Genomic DNA, 16409 nt, shown 5'->3' with positions numbered 1-16409 from the left:
GAGGGGAGAGGACATGACCGACAAAAGAATCGAAACGCTTACGATCCACGCCGGGCAGCAGCCCGATCCGACTACCAATGCGCGGATCACGCCGATCTACCAGACGGCGAGCTACGTCTTCAACGATGCCGAACACGCGGCGAACCTGTTCGCGCTGAAAGAATTCGGCAACATCTACAGCCGCATCATGAATCCCACCAATGATGCGCTGGAGCAGAAGATTGCCGCGCTCGAGGGCGGCGTGGGGGCGCTAGGGGTCGCTTCGGGCCACGCAGCGCAGTTGATCGCTTTCCACACGCTGATGGAGCCGGGCTGCAACATCGTGGCTGCGAAGAAGCTTTACGGCGGCTCGCTCAACCAGATGGGCGAGAGCTTCCGCAAGTTCGGCTGGGAAACCCGCTTTGTCGATACCGACGATGTCGAGAACGTTCGCGCGGCGATGGACGACAAGACTCGCTGCGTGTTCATCGAAAGCCTCGCCAATCCGGGCGGCGTCGTCACCGATATCCAGGCCATCGCCGATATCGCTCACGAGGGCGGCGTGCCGCTGATCGTGGATAACACCATGGCCAGTCCGGCGCTCTGCCGCCCGTTCGAGCACGGCGCGGATATCGTGACGCATTCCACCACCAAGTTCCTGAACGGCCACGGCAATGCCATTGGCGGCGTGATCGTGGATAGCGGCAAGTTCGACTGGAAAGCGCAGGGCGACAAGTTCCCCAGCCTGACCCAGCCGAACGGCTCCTATCACGGCGCGGTGCTGGTCGATGCGCTGGAGCCGATCGGCCCCATCGCCTTCATCATCGCCTGCCGCGTGCTGGGCCTGCGCGATCTTGGCCCCGCGATGGCCCCGCAGAACGCGTGGCTGGCACTGACCGGCATGGAAACGCTGGCCCTGCGGATGGAACGGCACTGCGACAACGCGCTGGCGGTGGCCAAGTGGTTGCAGGCACACGAGAAGATCGACTGGGTCAGCTACGCCGGGCTGGACGATAACAAGTACAAGCCGCTCGCCGACAAATACCTCGGCGGCAAGGGCGGGGCGGTGTTCACCTTCGGCGTAAAGGGCGGCTACGAAGCGGGAGTGAAGCTGGTGCAGGGCGTCGAACTGTTCAGCCACCTCGCGAACATCGGCGACACGCGTTCGCTTATCATCCACCCGGCCAGCACGACGCACAGCCAGCTGGAAGGCGATGCGCTGGTGGCGGCGGGCGCCGGCCCGGACGTGGTTCGCATTTCTGTCGGCATCGAGCATGTCGACGATATCATCGCCGATCTCGAGAAAGGCCTGGCCAACATCTGATGTTCAAGAAAATCCTCATCGCCAACCGGGGCGAGATCGCGTGCCGGGTTATCAAGACTGCGAAGGCCATGGGTATCGAGACCGTGGCGGTCTATTCCGATGCCGATGCGCGCGCGCCCTTCGTGCAGATGGCGGACGAGGCGGTGCACATCGGCCCGCCGCCTGCCAACGAGAGCTACCTGCTCGCCGACAAGATCATCGCTGCCTGCAAGCAGACGGGCGCCGAAGCGGTGCATCCGGGCTATGGCTTCCTCTCCGAGCGTGCCAGCTTCGTTGAGGCGCTGGAGGCGGAAGGCATTGCCTTCATCGGCCCGCCCGCAAAGGCGATCGCCGCAATGGGCGACAAGATCGAGAGCAAGAAGCTCGCCAAGGAAGCGGGCGTCAACACCGTGCCCGGCTCCGAGGACGCCATCGACACCACCGAGGAGGCGCTGAAGGTCTCCAAGGAAATCGGCTACCCGGTAATGATGAAGGCCAGCGCGGGCGGCGGCGGCAAGGGCATGCGCCTTGCGTGGAACGACAAGGACGTGGAGGAAGGGTTCGAGGCGACCAAGCGCGAGGGGCTGAACTCCTTCGGTGACGACCGCGTCTTCATCGAGAAATTCATCGAGGACCCGCGCCATATCGAGATCCAGGTGCTGGGCGACAAGCACGGCACGGTGCTTTACCTGAACGAGCGCGAATGCTCGATCCAGCGCCGCCACCAGAAGGTGGTGGAGGAAGCGCCGTCTCCCTTCGTCACGCCCGAAATGCGCCGCAAGATGGGCGAGCAGGCAGTCGCGCTTTCGAAGGCCGTGGGCTATCACTCCGCGGGCACGGTGGAACTGATCGTCAGCGGTGCGGACCCGACCGGCGAGAGCTTCTACTTCCTCGAGATGAACACCCGCCTGCAGGTGGAGCATCCCGTTACCGAGGCGATCACCGGCATCGACCTTGTCGAGTACATGATCCGCGTGGCTGCGGGCGAGAAGCTGCCGATGACGCAGGACGATATCGGCATCGACGGCTGGGCCATAGAGAACCGCATCTACGCCGAAGACCCCTATCGCGGCTTCCTGCCCAGCACCGGGCGGCTTGTGCGCTATTCGACACCGGTCGAGCCGTGGGCGGGCGACCTTCGCGGTGTTGCCCAGAAGAACGGCGGGGGCGTACGCTTCGACTCAGGCGTCAAGGAAGGCGGCGAGGTGTCGATCTTCTATGACCCGATGATCGCCAAGCTGGTGACCTGGGGGAAAACCCGCGACGAGGCCGCCGACCTGCAGATCGCGGCGCTGGACGCCGTCGAACTGGAAGGGCTAGGCCACAATGTCGACTTCCTCTCCGCTTTGATGCAGCACCCTCGGTTCCGCTCGGGCGAACTGACCACGGGCTTCATTGCCGAGGAATATCCCGAGGGCTTCGACGGCGCGGCTACGACCGAGGAACGGCTGCGCGTGATCGCGGCGATCGGGGCGGGTATCGAGCTCACCCACCAGGCGCGCCAGCGGCAGATCAGCGGGCAACTGGACGGTCCCTTGCCGGTCACGCCCGCCTGGATCGTGCGCGTCGATGACTTCGAGCACACCGTCACGCTGGGCGAGGGCCATGCGATGGTCGACGGTCACAAGGTCGAAGGGCATTGCGACTGGATGCCGGGCCAGCGCACCGCCACCGCCACGCAGCCCGACGGTCCGACGCTGGGCCTCAGCGTCACGCGCCAGCGGCCGAACTGGGCCATCAACACGCATGGCCGCACCTACACCGTGCGCGCACTTCCTGCGCGTCTTGCCGAGCACGCCAGCCACATGATCGAGAAGCAGCCGCCCGACACGTCGAAGATGCTGCTGTGCCCGATGCCCGGCCTGCTGGTGAAACTGCACGTGGGCGAGGGCGAGCAGGTGGAAACCGGCCAGCCGCTCGCCACGGTGGAGGCCATGAAGATGGAAAACATCCTGCGCGCCGAGAAGAGCGGCACTGTCGCCAGCATCAACGCCCAGGAAGGCGAAACGCTGGTCGTCGATGCGGTTATCCTCGAACTGGAATGATACCGCCCTACGTCCAGTCTTGGAAAATGCGCAACAGAGTGTAAAACATGCAACGCGGATACCGGGCCCCTCTGGCGGGCGGCGCAAGCCACCCGTGATGTCGGACCGCATCGGACAACCGATGCCGTTCGACGGAGCCGATCTCCTCCAATCGCATCGGTTGATGAGAAGAGGAGTGTATTCAATGACCACACGCAGAAATTTCATCGGCGGCCTGGGAGCCGTTGGTGCCGCCACCGTTTTGAGCGGCAATACGGCCATGGCGCAGGATAGCGCCGGCGGCATGACCCCGGCGCCGCTGGCCACGGATCTGACGCCGCAGCAGGCGCTCGATTTGCTTCGGGAAGGCAACGCGGCGTTCTTGCGCGGAGAGCAGACACGGGTGCTTACGAGCGCGCAGCGCCGGTTGGACCTTGCGCGCGGGCAGTCGCCCTTTGCGGCTTATGTCACTTGTTCGGACAGCCGCGTTCCGCCTGAATTGCTGTTTGGTCGGGGACTGGGCGAGCTGTTCATCATCCGCAACGCCGGGAACACCGTCGATACCGTGGCACTGGGCTCCATCGAATATGCAGTGGCCCAGTTGAAAACCCCGCTGGTGGTCGTGATGGGGCACGAGAGTTGCGGCGCGGTGGACGCGGCCACCAAGGTGGTGACCGAAAACGCGACATTCCCCGGCTCCATCGGCCTATGGTCGAGCCGATCATTCCCGCAGTGCTGAGCGCTCGCGACGAACCGGGCGACCTGCTCGACAACTCGGTGCGCGCCAACGTGCGCCGCGTGGTCAACCAACTGCGCAGCCAGACCGATCCGATCATGCTCGATCCGCAGCGCTCCGGCGATCTGTGGGTGGTGGGCGCATATTACCACCTCGATACAGGCGCGGTGGATTTCTTCGATCTGCCCGAAGGCGCGGCGTAAGCCTGCCAGACGCCAAAAAAGCAAAGGCCGGCAGAGTCGTTGACGACGCTGCCGGCCTTTTGTTGTCCACTGGTCGGGAAGACAGGATTCGAACCTGCGACCCCCACACCCCCAGTGTGATGCGCTACCAGGCTGCGCTACTTCCCGAGACCAGTGGAGAGCGGCCCTATAGTTGGGCATTTGCGGTATGGCAACCACCTCGATTGCCACAATTTGCCAATGCTGCTAGGCGCGCGGCCATTGTGTCGGAGAGGGGCGCATCTTGAACCCCGCTGCGGCCTCCCCACTCTAGTGTTTCCAATGTTCGGGATGGACCTCGATTGATGCTTGATATTCTCTCCGCCGCTGCTGCCGGCGATGCCCCTCCGGGATGGCTGCAGTTCCTGCCCATCGTCGGCATGATCCTGATCTTCTGGTTCCTGCTTTTCCGTCCGCAGATGAAGCGCGCGAAAGAACACCAGCAGAAGGTCGAGGCCCTGAAGAAGAACGACCAGGTGGTTACCGCCGGCGGGATCGTGGGGAAGATCACCAAGGTGGACGATACCTATGCCGAGGTGGAGATCGCGCAGGGCACGCGCATCAAGGTGGTGAAGAGCACCATCGGCGACATTATCCAGCCGGGCGGCAAGCCCGCAAACGACTAATCATTTCCGGCGGATAACCATGCTCGATTTTCCCATCTGGAAGCGCCTTTCGTTCTGGGCCATCACGCTGGTGCTGGCCCTGCTGGCGATTCCCTCGATTGCGATGCTTTCCGGCTCCGACGTGCCGGAGGCTTTTGAGGGCTACGAAGTCAATCTCGGGCTCGACCTTGCAGGCGGCAGTCACATCCTGCTGGAAGGCGAGACGGAAGCCGTCCAGCGTGAACGCCTGGAAACGATGGAAGAATCGGTCCGCGATGCTCTTGGCGATGCGGAACCTCCCATTCGAATCGGCGATGTTTCGACCGCCAACGGTCGTCTCTCCTTCATGCTGGCGAACCCGGCCGACGTTGACCGGGCGCGCGAACTTCTCACCCCGCTGATGAACGGGCAGGGCCTGGTGCGCGAATGGGACCTCTCGGTGCTGGACGGCAACCGGATGGTGCTGACGCCGACCGAGGAAGGGCTGGAAACCGCTGTCGACGATGCGATGGAAGCGACGGTCGATGTTATCCGCCGCCGTATCGACGAACTCGGCACTCGTGAGCCTACCATCCTGCGCCAGGGGGACGATCGTATCGTTGTCCAGGTGCCGGGTCTGGAAGATCCGGAGCAGCTGAAGAATCTGCTGGGCGAGACGGCGCAGCTGGAATTCAAGCTGGTCGATGCCAATGCGCTGCCGAGCGACGTGGCGCAGGGCATCGCCAACCCTGGCAGCGAGATCGTGCCCTATTCGGAAGACAGCGATTTCGCCGGACAGTTCGAAGCGGTCCGCCGGCTCGGCGGTATTCGCGGCGACAGCCTGACAGGCGCGCAGCAGAGCTTCGACGCGCAGACCAACGAGCCGGTCGTCACCATCCAGTTCGACCAGGAAGGCGGCCAGCGCTTCGCCGTGCTCTCTACAGAGAACGTGGGACGGCGTTTCGCCATCATCCTAGACGGCGCGGTGATTTCGGCGCCGAACTTCAACGAACCGATCCTGTCGGGCAGCGCCCAGATTTCGGGCGGCTTCACGACGGAAACGGCCAACAATCTGGCAATCCAGCTGCGGTCAGGTGCCCTGCAGGTGCCGCTCACCATCATCGAGGAACGCACCGTCGGGCCTGACCTGGGTCGCGATTCCATCGTGGCGGGCGCGATTGCCATGGGCATCGGCTCGCTGCTGGTTATCGGACTGATGATCGCCTCCTACGGCCGTTTCGGCGTCTATGCCACGATCGCACTGGGTCTCAACGTGCTGATGGTGCTGGGCATCATGGCATTCATGAACACCACGCTGACCCTGCCCGGCATCGCCGGTTTCGTGCTGACGGTGGGCGCGGCGGTGGACGCCAACGTGCTGATCAACGAGCGCATCCGCGAGGAACGAAGGCGAGGGCGGCGCGTGGTTGCCGCGGTGGAAAACGGCTACAAGGAAGCCAGCCGCGCCATTTATGATGCCAACGTCACCAACTTCATCGCCGGTGTGCTGCTGTTCCTGTTCGGCTCCGGCCCGGTGCGCGGTTTTGCCGTGGTGTTGATAATCGGCCTGTTCACCAGCGTCTTCACCGCCGTTACGCTCACCCGCATGTGGGTGGCCGGCTGGCTGCGGGGGAAACGCCCCAGCGACATCAACATTTGAGGGGCGGGGATTAGATCATGAAACTGCTCAAGCTCGTACCCGAGAATACCAACATCCAGTTCCTGAAATGGCGGGTGCCCTTCTACGTCGTCAGCCTGCTGCTCATTGCAGCGAGCTGGGGCTTGGTGATGACCAAGGGCCTCAACTACGGCGTGGATTTCGCCGGCGGACAGGAAATCACCGGCACGTTCCAGGAAGAGGCCGAAGCGCCCATCGGCGAGCTTCGCGAAACCGTCGGCACGCTGGGTCTGGGCGATCCTGTTATCCAGCGCTTCGGTGAGGCAAACCAGGTTTCCATCCGCGTGCGCCTTCCTGAAAGCGCCGAGGGCGATCCGGCCGCGGCCAATCGCATTTCGGGTCAGATCATCGACACGGTGACTGCGGAGCATCCGGACTTCCGCGTCGATTCGAACAACACAGTGTCGGGCAAGGTCTCCGGCGAATTCCGCGAAACGGCGCTCTATGCCCTGCTGTTCGCGATGCTGGCGATTGCCGCCTACATCTGGATTCGTTTCGAGTGGCAGTTCGGCGTCGGCGCCCTTTTCGCGCTGTTCCATGACGTGTCGCTGACGCTGGGCATGTTCGCGCTGTTCCAGCTGGAATTCAGTTTGCAGATCATCGCCGCCATCCTGGCGATCATCGGTTATTCGCTGAACGACACCATTGTGGTCTACGACCGCATCCGCGAGAACCTGAAGAAATATCGCAAGATGCAGCTTCCCGAGCTGCTGGATCTGTCGGTGAACGAAACACTGGCACGTACGGTGATGACTTCGCTCACCCTGCTTATCGCGCTTCTGCCGCTGCTGTTCTTCGGCCCCGCCAGCCTCTTCGGCATGGTCGCCGCGATCGTGCTGGGCGTGTTCGTCGGCACCTATTCGTCCGTTTACATGGCCGCGCCGATCCTGGTGTGGCTTGGTGTGACGAGCGACAGCTTCGTGCCGGAGGAAACAGTGGCGGAAAAGCAGGAAAAGAAGGCGCGCGGGGAAATCTAGCCGATAAGCCTCGCGTAGTATTCCGCCAGTGCCGCGGCGTTCGCGTCCCAGCTGAATTGCACGACCGTCTTCGCGACGTCCTGCGGCGCGTAATCGGCGGCCAGGACTTCGCGCACGCCTTCAGCCACGTCTTGCGGATTTCGTGCCACGATCCGGCCAGCCTCCGGTGCCGTTACCAGTTCGCGGGCACCGCCTGCCTCGGTAATCACCAGAGGTGTCCCGCAAGCCAGGGCCTCGACCCACGCATTCGCCAGCCCCTCGCTGGCGGATGGCAACACCATCGCATCCGCGGCTGACAGCACCCCAGGCAATTGCCCGTGATCGAGGCTGCCGAGGAAATGCACGCGGTTCGGCACTCCTAATTCGATTGCCAGTTGCCGCAGCGCTCCCTCGTCGCCACCCATGCCGATCAGGGCCAATTGCGTATCGGGAAGCTGTGTGAGCGCACGGATGACGAAATGCTGGCCCTTGCGGGGAATGAGCGCGCCTACGCTGGCGAGAAGCCGCTCACCGTCTTCCAGCCGGACGTTGAAATCTTCGGCCATCTTGCGCCGGCTCTGTTCGCGCCCAAGCGGACGGAACAGGTCTCGATCCAATCCGGTGTAATGCACCGTGATCTTGCCTTCCGGCAGACCGAGCGCAGTCATGTCGCGCTTCAGCGCCTCGCTCACGGCCAGGAGGCCCGCAGCATGGTTGCTGGCTTCCTGCATCATCTCCAGCGCATATCCCTTGTGTCCCCAGTGCGAGATATCCGCCCCGCGCGCCTTGATGCTCAGCGGCAGGTCCAGCGCCTTTGCGATGGCGGCCGCCGCCGGGCCGTCGGGATAGAAGAATTGGGCATCGACCACGTCGAAAGGGGTTTCTTCATGCAGGCGTTGGGCGATCGGCAGCACGGCCTTCGCGATCATGCGCGGATTGAATGGCCCCCCCACCGCCGGCAGCAGCGTGAAGCGCGGACGGCGCACGTCCACGCCGCCTTCCTCGCCCGATACCGCAGCAGCCGCCAGCGCCTTGTAACGGCCCATGGGCACGGGCGGCACGCCGATGGGATTGATGACCGTCACCTCCCAATCGCCGCGTGCCGCGAGTGCCTCCATCTGCCGCGCTACGAATGTGCCGAAGCGCGGTTTGTGGATGTTAGGGTAGAGCGTGGCGATGGACAGGACGCGGGGCATCGTGTGCGCGGGCCTCTACAGCTTCCTCACCAGCATCTCGGCAACGGCAAGCCACGCCGGGCTGTCGATCACGATCTGGCGTTGTCCGATGCCGGGCGGAAGCAGCCCCACCAACGTTCCCTGGCGGTCGATCAGGCGGCCAAAAGCAAAGCGGCCGCCCGAGCGCGGGGCCAGCACGTCGCGATTGATGAGGCTCGCAGTCTCATCGGGTGAGACCTGCCGCATCCACAACTGGTCTCCGCTGCGATATTCGCCCTGGCTGGTTTCGATGGAGAGGCACACCAAGGCGCCTCCGTCGACAAGTTCCGTCGGCAGGATAGCGTCGCGCGGCGTGGAAAGGCTCTCTGCCCCCGCTTCTGTCAGCCGGGCGATCACCTGGGTCTGCTCTTGTGCCTCACCTTTAACCAGGGTTTGCGGATCGACTCCCAATGCCTCACCGATGCGGTTCATCCAGGTAAGGGAGAGGTTGCGCATTCCGGTTTCGAGCCGACCGATCGTCTGCGCTGTCGTCGGCGGAGCGCAGGCAGCAGCCACCTCCGCCAGCGTCATGCCTTTTTGTTTGCGGATGTCGCGGATGCGGTTGATCATTCTCTTGCGCCTCAAATAACCATATCGGTTGTAAGTTTCTCTTTCCTACACCTGATTCGCTTTTGCAAGGGGTCTTCCGCTGCAATCGAAGGGAAAGCGCATGAACCATCGCAAGCTTGTGGAACGCGAACTGACATCCGAAGGCCCGCGCCGCCGTGCCGGGGTGGGGCGCAAGCGTCGCAGCGTGACGGTGAACGTCGCCGAAAGTCCGCTTAGCTGGCTACACGCACACGGGCATCTCGATGACAGGCTATACGATGCAGGCGAGCGGCTGCGCGCCGATTACGAGCGGGCGCAACTTGGCGCGAACGTCACCATGCGCTGGGATCCGGTGCGGGTCAAAGGCTCTGGCGATCAGGGGCTGACACAGACTGAGCGTCAGATTGCGGCGCGCAGCCGCTTCGACGCCGCGCTGCGCGAGGCCGGGCGCGGGCTGGAAGATATCCTGTGGCGCGTCGTCTGTGCCGGGGAGACTTTGCCCATGGCGGAAAAGGCGCTGGCATGGCCGGCGCGCAGCGGCAAACTTGTCTTGAAACTGGCGTTGGACCGCGTGGCGGACTTCTACCGGATCACCTAGCGAAAGAGGCCACGCAGCCAGGTTGCCAGGCGTGAGAAAACCGAAGGGCGGGACGCGTCGTCTTGCTCTGCCACGGCATCGGCGCGTTCCTGCAGCAGCTTGGCCCGCAGCGAGTTGCTCTCACCATCGGCAAGCGCCTGGAGAGTACGCCCGCGCGGGTTGTGGGCATACATGAAGGCGTAGCCGTCAACGGGCTCGTCCTCGATATCGGTGTAGTTACCGCTTTGGTTATCGGTGTTACCCGCAGCGGCGTCTGTCGCAGGCGATTCCTCGATTTCAGGTTCGAGTCCCAGCGGGGCGTTTTCTTCCCAATCGTCGTCGGCATCGAAGGCCACCGGCATCGGCGGCTGCGCCCCCTCATCGTTGAGCGGCGCCGGATCGGGCTGCCGCGCCTCTACCGGGCCGACTTCAGCTTCGAAGCGCAGCGGCTGCGTGGGAAAGTCGAGGAACGGTTTGTCGCCAAAGACACTCGTGGAAATCGCATTTTGCCCGAGTAGGTCGGACGATGGCTCCGGCTCCGGAAGTGCGTCGGGTTCGATCATCGCAGGTTCGACGGACTCGACTTCGGGCTCGGGCAGCGGATTGACCGGGAAGGCACCGAGGTGCGGAGCGGGCTCAAGATCCTGCGATTCTACAGCGCCCGGATCATAGGCAATCTCGATGCTAGCCTTGGGCAGCGTTGCATCGTCCAGATGTTCGGTCGACGCCGCGCGCGCTTCCATCGCGATACGCTCCGCCTCTTCCTCGGCGGCGATTTCCTCTTCGGAACGCAGCGGCAGGCTGGGGAAGATACGATGATCGACGTCAAGGGATTCAAGCTGCTGTGCGATGAAATCGTCCTCGGACGCCTGCATTTCCGTGGCCAAGCCTGCATCCACAGATTCGCGCGCTGCCGTCATGCGCAGCACTTCCTCGGCGCTGGGAATGGCGTCGTTATCGTCGCCTGCCTCGGTGTCGTCGCTTTCGCCCATGTCTTCGGGCGCGGCTTCCTCGTCGTCGATCGGGGCGAGGCCGAGAACCGCCTTGGGACGTTCGGGACGTTCCATCTCTTCGCCCAGCATTTCTGCGCTGGCTTCCTGGAACATCATGTGGGCCTTTTCCAGTTCCTCCGGATCGAGGACCAGGACCGGCTTTTTCTTGAATTTGCGGGGGCCGCCAAGATTGGCGAGGCTGCCGAAGGCAGGGCCATCGTCACCCGCGCCTGGCGCAGGCATTACCGGCTGATCGGCACGCATAGCGGAGCTTGTCGCATTCCCCATGAAACACGTTTTGCGCCGCTTTGGTGCAAACGCCGTAAGCAAGCGTGGTTAATGTGGATTAACCTTCACAGGCGCCGTCAATCCTCGACCAGAGAGGCAAGGTCCAGCCAGCGTTCCTCGGCTTCGTCCTTTTCCGTGCGGGCCATTTCCAGCGACTTCGAGATACGTGCGAATTTGTCCGGATCGCGGGCGTAGAGATCGGGATCGGCGAGCGCCGCTTCGCCCTTGGTGATCAGGGCTTCAAGTTCCTCGATGCGAGTGGGCAACTGCTCATAATCGCGCTGGTCCTTGTAACTCAGCTTTGCCGGGTCCTTCGGCGGCGGGGGAGGGGGCGGCGGAGGCGCGTTGTCGCTCGCGCTTGCCTTGCTGTCCTTCTTGCCGGGTCGCTCCTCGCGCTTGGCCTGCCAGTCCTCGTAGCCGCCTGCGACGATATCCACCGTGCCGCTGCCGTCGAGGCCGAGCGTCACGGTGACGGTACGGTCGAGGAAATCGCGGTCGTGGCTGACAATCAGCACCGTGCCCTCGTAGTCGGCGATGACCTCCTGCAGCAGATCCAGCGTTTCGAGGTCGAGATCGTTCGTCGGCTCGTCCAGCACGAGGAGATTGGACGTCCGAGAGAACTCGCGGGCCAGCAGCAGGCGGGAGCGCTCGCCACCCGAGAACGTGCCGATCTTCGCATCCACCAGCGAGGGATCGAACAGGAAGTCCTTGAGGTAGGCTTGCACGTGCTTGCGATGCCCGCGCACGTCCAGCCAGTCGCCGCCCTCTGCCAGCACTTGCCGCACGGTCATGTCGGGTTTCAGCAGGGCGCGCTGCTGATCGATCATCACGCCGGACAAGGTCTTGGCGTGTGTCACCGTGCCGGTGTCGGGCTCGATCTCTTTCGTCAGCATCTTGAGCAGAGTAGTCTTGCCCGCACCATTCGCGCCCACGATACCGATGCGGTCGCCGCGCTGGATTCGCAGGGAAAACGGCTTGATGATCTCGCGCCCGTCGTAGGACTTCGAGATGTCCTCCGCCACGATGACGGACTTCGACTTGAAGTCATCATCGCTCGCCAGCTTCAGCTTGGCCGTGCCGCCGGGCGTTATCATGGCGGCGCGGGCGGCGCGCATTTCCCACAGCTTCTCCAGGCGACCCATGTTGCGCTTGCGCCGCGCGGTGACGCCGCGTTCCAGCCAGTGCGCCTCGATCTTCAGCTTTGCATCCAGCTTCTCGGCCGCGCGCGCTTCCTCGGCATAGACCTGTTCTTCCCACGCCTCGTATCCGCCAAAGCCCACGTCCTTGCGGCGCAAATTGCCCCGATCCAGCCAGAGTGTGGAGCGCGTCAGGCGCTTCAGGAACGTACGGTCGTGGCTGATGACGATGAAGGCGCCCTTGTAGCGCGTCAGCCAGGCTTCCAGCCAGTCGATTGCGGCAAGGTCGAGGTGGTTGGTGGGCTCGTCCAGCAGCAACAGGTCAGGCTGCAGGGCGAGGGCGCGGGCGATGGCCGCGCGGCGACGCTCGCCGCCGCTGGCACCCGCGGCGCCCGTCGTCATGTCGATACCGAGCTGGCCTGCGATCGATTCCACTTCGTGCTCTGCCGGAGGACGGTCGCCCGAAAGCGCGAAATCCATCAGCGTTTCGAAGCCGGAGAAATCGGGCTCCTGCTCCAGCCACACGATATTCGTGTGCGGCTTTACCTTGCGGATGCCGCGGTCGGCCTCGATCTCGCCGGTGATGAGTCTGAGCAGCGTCGTCTTGCCCACGCCGTTGCGGCCGATCAGCGCAAACCGGTCTCGCGGGCCTATGTGAAGGTCCATGCCGGGTCCTTCTGCGGGGTCGCCGAACAGCCAGCGCCCGCCCTGTTGGAGGCCCAGTCCTTCCCAGCTCAAGATCGGTGGTTCTGCCATCGTGGACGCGCAGGTAGGGGCGATGCGGGCGACTGGCAAGCTGAAGGAAGGGGAACGGCTCCGTTCAGCGCGGCGTTATGCTGTCTGACGCAGATAACACGCCTGTTTCATTAGGAGTCCTTCGATGATCCGCCCCATTCTTCCCATTGCTGCCATCGCCGCCCTGGCCAGCCCCGCCGCCGCCGAAGTCGCCATCGAATCGAGCGGCCCGGTGATCCAGCTTTCCGTCAGCGAGAGCGTGGCCGTCGATCCCGATATCGCCAACCTGAGTGCGGGTGTTACGACGGTCGCTCCGACCGCTGTGGAGGCAATGCGCCAGAACGCGCGGCAGATGAATGCCGTCGTAGACCGGATCGAGGCGCTGGGCATCGACGAGGACGATATCCAGACCAGCGGCGTCAATCTCAATCCGGAATACAATTACAACCAGCAGACGCAGCAACAGGAGTTTCGTGGTTACCGGGTGATGAACCGGGTAAATATCGTGCTGCGCGACATCCAGCGCACCGGCGAAGTTCTGGATGCACTGGTGGCATCAGGTGCCACGGATCTTGGCGGTATCGGCTGGGCAGTGGACGATCCCGCTCCTGCCGTCGAGCAGGCGCGTCAGGCAGCCTTTTCCACGGCGCGCCAGCGGGCGCAGAACTACGCGCGTCTTTCCGGCTATTCGGATATCCGTCTGCTGGAGATCAGCGAAAACGTGACCAGCCGTCCGATGCCGATGATGCGCCAGATGGCAACGGCCGACGTGGCTGAGGAATCGACGCCGGTGCGCCCCGGCCAGATCGATGCCGGCATCACCGTGAATTTCAGTTTCGAGATGGTGCAGTAACGCGAAAGCAACACCTTGCTGAACGCTGGGCGCTGGCAACATTCACACCTTGTTCAATGCCCCGCGTTTATGCACATTTGCACCATGAAGACGATTTCCGCCTTTGTCGCCGCAGTCGCGCTGGCCGCCTCCATCGGCGCGGTGCCCGCACAGGCCCAGCAGGGCCGCGGGGACCAGCAGAGCGCGCGTGCGGAAATGCAGGCGGGTCGTATTTTGCCCATCCGTGATATCGAACGCCGGATCATTCCCCGCATGGAGCAGGGTGACGAGTATATCGGCTTCGAATACGATCCGACGGCGCAGGCCTATCGCCTGAAGTTCATTCGCAACGGGCGGATGATCTGGGTCGATGTCGACGCGCAGACGGCGCGTATCCTGCGCGTATCGCGCTGAACCTCTCCACAATTTGGCTCGCGGGAAACCAGCCCCTTGCTTGACGCGTTCATGACAAGCGCCCACTTATCGGGCGTGATTGCACGGGAGAAGACAGCCAGATGCGCATCCTGATCGTCGAGGACGAGCCGACACTCGGCCAGCAGTTGAAATCGACGCTGGAACAGAACGGCTATGCGGTGGACCTTTCCACCGATGGCGAGGACGGCCATTTCCTTGGCAGCACCGAGGATTACGATGCCGCCGTGCTCGATCTCGGCCTGCCGGAGATAGACGGGCTTACCGTGCTCGGCATGTGGCGCAAGGAGGGCCGCAATTTCCCCGTGCTGGTGTTGACCGCGCGTGACAGCTGGTCCGACAAGGTTGCGGGCCTCGATGCAGGCGCGGACGATTATCTCGCCAAGCCATTTCAGACCGAGGAGCTGATCGCTCGTCTGCGCGCGCTAATCCGCCGTGCGTCGGGCAATGCCTCGTCCGAACTGACCGCTGGCGATGTGCGCCTCGATACCCGCTCCGGACGGGTAACCCTGGCGGGCGAGCCGGTGAAGCTGACGGCGCAGGAATACAAGCTGCTGAGCTACCTCATGCACCACAAGGGCAAGGTGGTCAGCCGCACCGAATTGATCGAGCATATCTACGACCAGGATTTCGACCGGGATTCCAACACCATCGAAGTCTTCGTCACCCGCATCCGCAAGAAGCTCGGCGCAGACGTAATCACGACAATCCGTGGCCTCGGTTACAGCCTCGACGACCCCGAAGATCCCGCCCGAGAGTAACACCTCGCCAGCGGCTGACACGGCGACGCGCAAGAAGAGTGGCGACACCGCCGCTCCCATAGCGCCGCGCCATACGGGCAGCCTTGCCCGGCGCATGATGCTGATTGCGGCGGGGTGGATTTTCGCCCTGTTGCTGCTTGGCGGACTGGCGCTGGACCGGGCGCTCACCAATCTCGTTTCCAGCCAGTTCGACGATCAGCTATCCATCGCCCTCAACGCCATGGCATTGTCGGCAGAGCTGGACCCGTTCGGCGAAGTACGCTTCAATCGCATCCTCGGTGACCAGCGCTTTCTGGAGCCGAATTCCGGCTATTACTGGCAGATCAACGGGGAGGGCGTTGAGCCGTTGCCGTCGCGTTCGCTGTGGGACGAGCGGCTGGACATCCGTGAAGATGCGCAGGCTTTCGAAACGATCTTCTACAATTCGCAGCAGCCCGAACTCGGCTCCTTGCGGCTGGCGCAGCGCACGGTGATCCTGCCGGACAGCGACGTTGAGTGGCAATTCGTCGTAGCGGGAAGCCGTGAAGAGCTGGATGCGCAGATCGCCGATATCCGTTCCATCGTGGCCTGGTCTTTTGCCGTTCTGGGCATCGGCCTGTTCCTGATGGCCATGGCGCAGACATGGTATGGCCTTGGGCCGCTCCGCCGCGTGCGCAAGGCCATTGCGCGCATCCGGTCTTCGGGCAGCAACCGCGTGACCGATCCGCTGCCCCTGGAAGTGCAGCCGATGGTGGACGAGCTCAACGCCCTGCTGGAACATTCGGAGTTACAGGCTGAAGAAGCGCGGCGGCACGCGGGCAATCTCGCCCACGCGCTGAAAACACCGCTTACCGTCGTCACCAATGCCGCCAGCGCAGACGCACCCGACCTTGGAGAAACCGTTCTGCGTGAAGCGGCGACGATGCGCCGCCAGGTGGATCACCACCTCGCCCGTGCGCGCGCGGTCGGTCGGCGAGCCGTAGGCCTCAGCCGCGCGAACGTGATGGACAGCGCCATCGCGGTGGAACGCGCAGTTGCACGGCTCTATCCGGACGTACGCTTCGATATCGACGGTAACGCCGCCGCCCATGTTGCCGTGGAAAGACAGGACCTCGAGGAACTGCTCGGCAATCTGATCGAGAATGCGGCCAAGTACGGTGGAGGCAGTGTTTTCGTCACCGTTGATGCCGAACCGGAGGCCGACCAGTGCGCCGTGTTGATCGAAGACGATGGCATGGGAATCCCGGAAGAAAAACGCATTGAGATATTCGGGCGCGGCGCACGGCTGGACACCGAGAAGCCCGGCACGGGTCTCGGGCTCGCCATCGTGCGAGACGTGGCGGAAATATACGGCGGTAGCGTCCAGCTTGGCGAGAGCGAAGACCTTGGCGGCCTGCTCATTACCCTTCGCCTGCCACGTAACAGCGAGTAGT

Annotated in this window: 16 protein-coding genes and 1 tRNA gene; 12 read left to right on the top strand and 5 right to left on the bottom strand. The window is 63.4% G+C overall.

Annotation, left to right across the window (positions count from 1 at the left end; genetic code table 11):
- Window positions 1-13: 13 nt before the first annotated feature.
- From ABFX23_RS13365 to ABFX23_RS13350, 4 genes are all read left to right on the top strand, one after another.
- A complete protein-coding gene (locus tag ABFX23_RS13365; protein WP_346033505.1) occupies window positions 14-1303 on the top strand; it encodes an O-acetylhomoserine aminocarboxypropyltransferase in 1290 nt (429 codons plus the stop codon).
- Window positions 1303-3327 carry an ATP-binding protein gene (locus tag ABFX23_RS13360; protein ID WP_346033504.1) on the top strand — a complete coding sequence of 675 codons (2025 nt, stop codon included), beginning with the start codon at window positions 1303-1305 and terminating at the stop codon, window positions 3325-3327. The genes ABFX23_RS13365 and ABFX23_RS13360 overlap by 1 nt, the downstream gene beginning before the upstream one ends.
- 184 nt (window positions 3328-3511) lie before the next feature.
- Window positions 3512-4045, top strand: coding sequence for a carbonic anhydrase (locus ABFX23_RS13355; RefSeq protein ID WP_346033503.1), 534 nt, complete (start codon window positions 3512-3514; stop codon window positions 4043-4045).
- Complete coding sequence (locus ABFX23_RS13350) at window positions 4015-4245, top strand: hypothetical protein (protein ID WP_346033502.1); 231 nt, start codon at window positions 4015-4017, stop codon at window positions 4243-4245. Before ABFX23_RS13355 ends, ABFX23_RS13350 begins: the two co-directional genes overlap by 31 nt.
- Window positions 4246-4315: 70 nt before the next feature.
- Here the strand turns inward: ABFX23_RS13350 and ABFX23_RS13345 are convergent.
- Window positions 4316-4392, bottom strand: a tRNA-Pro gene (locus tag ABFX23_RS13345).
- A gap of 176 nt (window positions 4393-4568) precedes the next feature.
- On the opposite strand from ABFX23_RS13345, the gene yajC reads away from it, so the two are divergent.
- Genes yajC through secF form a run of 3 tightly spaced genes read left to right on the top strand, consistent with a single transcriptional unit; the run spans window position 4569 to window position 7502 of the window.
- A complete protein-coding gene (gene yajC, locus ABFX23_RS13340) occupies window positions 4569-4889 on the top strand; it encodes a preprotein translocase subunit YajC (RefSeq protein WP_346033501.1) in 321 nt (106 codons plus the stop codon).
- A gap of 19 nt (window positions 4890-4908) precedes the next feature.
- Window positions 4909-6507, top strand: a complete 1599-nt coding sequence (gene secD / locus ABFX23_RS13335; protein ID WP_346033500.1) for a protein translocase subunit SecD — start codon at window positions 4909-4911, stop codon at window positions 6505-6507.
- A 17-nt stretch (window positions 6508-6524) separates the two neighbouring features.
- Complete coding sequence (gene secF, locus ABFX23_RS13330; protein WP_346033499.1) at window positions 6525-7502, top strand: protein translocase subunit SecF; 978 nt, start codon at window positions 6525-6527, stop codon at window positions 7500-7502.
- Here the strand turns inward: secF and ABFX23_RS13325 are convergent.
- Together ABFX23_RS13325 and ABFX23_RS13320 are read right to left on the bottom strand one after the other, a co-directional pair.
- Window positions 7499-8677 carry a glycosyltransferase gene (locus ABFX23_RS13325; protein WP_346033498.1) on the bottom strand — a complete coding sequence of 393 codons (1179 nt, stop codon included), beginning with the start codon at window positions 8675-8677 and terminating at the stop codon, window positions 7499-7501. The genes secF and ABFX23_RS13325 overlap by 4 nt on opposite strands.
- Window positions 8678-8692: 15 nt before the next feature.
- Window positions 8693-9265 (bottom strand): helix-turn-helix domain-containing protein, encoded by a 573-nt coding sequence (locus tag ABFX23_RS13320; protein ID WP_346033497.1) that lies wholly within the window; start codon window positions 9263-9265, stop codon window positions 8693-8695.
- Window positions 9266-9365: 100 nt separating this feature from the next.
- Between ABFX23_RS13320 and ABFX23_RS13315 the strand changes: the two genes are divergently transcribed.
- Complete coding sequence (locus ABFX23_RS13315; RefSeq protein WP_346033496.1) at window positions 9366-9842, top strand: DUF6456 domain-containing protein; 477 nt, start codon at window positions 9366-9368, stop codon at window positions 9840-9842.
- On the opposite strand, the gene ABFX23_RS13310 is transcribed toward ABFX23_RS13315, so the two are convergent.
- Window positions 9839-11077 (bottom strand): hypothetical protein, encoded by a 1239-nt coding sequence (locus ABFX23_RS13310; protein WP_346033495.1) that lies wholly within the window; start codon window positions 11075-11077, stop codon window positions 9839-9841. The two genes, ABFX23_RS13315 and ABFX23_RS13310, sit on opposite strands and share 4 nt — an antisense overlap.
- Before the next feature lie 101 nt (window positions 11078-11178).
- Window positions 11179-12993, bottom strand: coding sequence for an ABC-F family ATP-binding cassette domain-containing protein (locus ABFX23_RS13305; protein WP_346033494.1), 1815 nt, complete (start codon window positions 12991-12993; stop codon window positions 11179-11181).
- 124 nt (window positions 12994-13117) lie between these two features.
- Here ABFX23_RS13305 and ABFX23_RS13300 point away from each other — a divergent pair, with 124 nt between their 5' ends.
- The 4 genes from ABFX23_RS13300 to ABFX23_RS13285 all read left to right on the top strand — a co-directional run bounded on the left by ABFX23_RS13300 (window position 13118) and on the right by ABFX23_RS13285 (window position 16408).
- Window positions 13118-13825: an SIMPL domain-containing protein gene (locus tag ABFX23_RS13300; protein ID WP_346033493.1), complete on the top strand. Its 708-nt coding sequence runs from the start codon at window positions 13118-13120 to the stop codon at window positions 13823-13825.
- 84 nt (window positions 13826-13909) lie between these two features.
- Window positions 13910-14218 (top strand): hypothetical protein, encoded by a 309-nt coding sequence (locus ABFX23_RS13295; RefSeq protein WP_346033492.1) that lies wholly within the window; start codon window positions 13910-13912, stop codon window positions 14216-14218.
- A 101-nt stretch (window positions 14219-14319) separates the two neighbouring features.
- Window positions 14320-14997, top strand: a complete 678-nt coding sequence (locus ABFX23_RS13290) for a response regulator transcription factor (protein WP_346033491.1) — start codon at window positions 14320-14322, stop codon at window positions 14995-14997.
- Between the two features lie 94 nt (window positions 14998-15091).
- Complete coding sequence (locus tag ABFX23_RS13285; RefSeq protein WP_346033490.1) at window positions 15092-16408, top strand: sensor histidine kinase; 1317 nt, start codon at window positions 15092-15094, stop codon at window positions 16406-16408.
- Window position 16409 lies beyond the last annotated feature (1 nt).

Origin of the sequence: Erythrobacter westpacificensis (assembly GCF_039542285.1) — a bacterium.
Classification (GTDB): domain Bacteria; phylum Pseudomonadota; class Alphaproteobacteria; order Sphingomonadales; family Sphingomonadaceae; genus Alteraurantiacibacter; species Alteraurantiacibacter westpacificensis.
Note: the sequence above shows the minus strand (reverse complement) of the source record. Positions and strands in the feature narration are given on the sequence as shown.

What these genes read in the sequence shown, in the direction of transcription:
- ABFX23_RS13310 (WP_346033495.1), bottom strand. Translation starts at nt 11,077, where the DNA reads ATGCGTGCCGATCAGCCGGTAATGCCTGCGCCAGGCGCGGGTGACGAT.
- ABFX23_RS13325 (WP_346033498.1), bottom strand. Translation starts at nt 8,677, where the DNA reads ATGCCCCGCGTCCTGTCCATCGCCACGCTCTACCCTAACATCCACAAA.
- ABFX23_RS13315 (WP_346033496.1), top strand. Translation starts at nt 9,366, where the DNA reads ATGAACCATCGCAAGCTTGTGGAACGCGAACTGACATCCGAAGGCCCG.
- yajC (WP_346033501.1), top strand. Translation starts at nt 4,569, where the DNA reads ATGCTTGATATTCTCTCCGCCGCTGCTGCCGGCGATGCCCCTCCGGGA.
- ABFX23_RS13355 (WP_346033503.1), top strand. Translation starts at nt 3,512, where the DNA reads ATGACCACACGCAGAAATTTCATCGGCGGCCTGGGAGCCGTTGGTGCC.
- secF (WP_346033499.1), top strand. Translation starts at nt 6,525, where the DNA reads ATGAAACTGCTCAAGCTCGTACCCGAGAATACCAACATCCAGTTCCTG.
- secD (WP_346033500.1), top strand. Translation starts at nt 4,909, where the DNA reads ATGCTCGATTTTCCCATCTGGAAGCGCCTTTCGTTCTGGGCCATCACG.
- ABFX23_RS13290 (WP_346033491.1), top strand. Translation starts at nt 14,320, where the DNA reads ATGCGCATCCTGATCGTCGAGGACGAGCCGACACTCGGCCAGCAGTTG.
- ABFX23_RS13295 (WP_346033492.1), top strand. Translation starts at nt 13,910, where the DNA reads ATGAAGACGATTTCCGCCTTTGTCGCCGCAGTCGCGCTGGCCGCCTCC.
- ABFX23_RS13360 (WP_346033504.1), top strand. Translation starts at nt 1,303, where the DNA reads ATGTTCAAGAAAATCCTCATCGCCAACCGGGGCGAGATCGCGTGCCGG.
- ABFX23_RS13350 (WP_346033502.1), top strand. Translation starts at nt 4,015, where the DNA reads ATGGTCGAGCCGATCATTCCCGCAGTGCTGAGCGCTCGCGACGAACCG.
- ABFX23_RS13320 (WP_346033497.1), bottom strand. Translation starts at nt 9,265, where the DNA reads ATGATCAACCGCATCCGCGACATCCGCAAACAAAAAGGCATGACGCTG.
- ABFX23_RS13285 (WP_346033490.1), top strand. Translation starts at nt 15,092, where the DNA reads ATGATGCTGATTGCGGCGGGGTGGATTTTCGCCCTGTTGCTGCTTGGC.
- ABFX23_RS13300 (WP_346033493.1), top strand. Translation starts at nt 13,118, where the DNA reads ATGATCCGCCCCATTCTTCCCATTGCTGCCATCGCCGCCCTGGCCAGC.
- ABFX23_RS13305 (WP_346033494.1), bottom strand. Translation starts at nt 12,993, where the DNA reads ATGGCAGAACCACCGATCTTGAGCTGGGAAGGACTGGGCCTCCAACAG.
- ABFX23_RS13365 (WP_346033505.1), top strand. Translation starts at nt 14, where the DNA reads ATGACCGACAAAAGAATCGAAACGCTTACGATCCACGCCGGGCAGCAG.